The sequence below is a fragment of the Polaromonas sp. genome (assembly GCF_010365105.1).
In the GTDB taxonomy this organism is placed as follows: domain Bacteria; phylum Pseudomonadota; class Gammaproteobacteria; order Burkholderiales; family Burkholderiaceae_C; genus Polaromonas.
In genome coordinates this window covers 1-1,186 of the sequence record NZ_JAAFGZ010000068.1, presented here as the reverse complement: position 1 = coordinate 1,186, position 1,186 = coordinate 1, and the positions used below count along the sequence as shown (strand labels likewise).

General features: G+C 58.3%; 2 pseudogenes. Both read right to left on the bottom strand.

Annotated elements, in window-relative coordinates:
• Nucleotides 1-762: pseudogene (locus GZ092_RS21175) on the bottom strand (chemotaxis protein); the annotation flags it as partial.
• A gap of 113 nt (nt 763-875) precedes the next feature.
• Nucleotides 876-1,186, bottom strand: a pseudogene (locus tag GZ092_RS21170) (methyl-accepting chemotaxis protein); the annotation flags it as partial.

The following is a 1,186-nucleotide window of genomic DNA, read 5'->3' as shown; positions in this document are numbered from 1 at the left end:
AGAAGCCTGCTGCTCGGTGCGGCTGGACAGGTCCTGGTTGCCTGCAGCGATCTGGCTGGACGCCGTGGCGATGGTGTCGGTGCCCTGGCGGACACTCAGGACGGTTGCACGCAGGGTAGCAACGACAGCTTCCAGGTCTTTGGCACTCTTGCTTTGCGCTTTTACCGGCAGGGCTGACAGGTCTATGTCGCCATTACCGCCAGCAGCAAGCGCGGTGACCCGCACGTCCAGTTCCGCCGATTGCACTATTTCCCGGTGCATCAAGACGGACAAATACGAAAGCACAGCCGCCTCGACCACCACATAGGCAGCATGGCTGAGCACAATCCCCAGTCCGGGCTTGGTAAAACACACGACGTCATAGCCCCACTGCTGGAGATAGTTAAAACTCAAATGGTGCAGAGCAATGACTGCGGCCGCGACGAGAATCACGAACCAGCTGCGATACACCAGCAGGATTGCGAGCAAAACAAAAATACCAAAGTGAAGCTCGCTCATGCCGGCTGCCTGATGAATATGCAGTCCGGCAAAAATCATCACCGCCGCTGCAAAGGATGAACGCGTCATCAGCGAACCCGGCGAGGCAAAAATCAGGGCAGTTGGAATCAGGGCGGCGGGCAGGCCAATCAACAGCGCCCACTTGAGGGTGTCATGCCACCCTGACAAAGCAAGCGACATGACAAACAGCAGCCACACAATAGGCAACATGACCCGGTCGGCTCTTTGGTAATGCCGGTTCAGGTATTGGTCGATTTCGTTCATGGACGCTTTCGTTAAAAATTCAAATGCCGCGTTTGATCGCTGGCTTTATCGACCTGCTCATGACGAGTGAAATCCTCATGCCGAAAAAAGGTCTTGATGAAGCAATTTCCGCGTTAAAACTCATCCCACTCACCCGCCCCCGGCGCGCCAGCCACGGCCAACTGTTTGCGCTGCGGCGCGGCAATCGTTCGTTTGGCCGCAAGCGGCTGCGTCGGCGCATTGCGCTGAGAGGCCGGGATCGTGCGCTGCGGCGCAGCGACATGGTTGAACTGCTGGCTGTTTTCCAGCCGGAACACGCTGACCACCTGGCTGAGCCCGCCGGCCTGCTCTTGCAGTGAAGCGGCCGCCGCTGCCGCTTCTTCCACCAGCGCAGCGTTTTGCTGCGTCACCTGGTCCATCTGCGTGATCGCCTGGTTGATCTGCT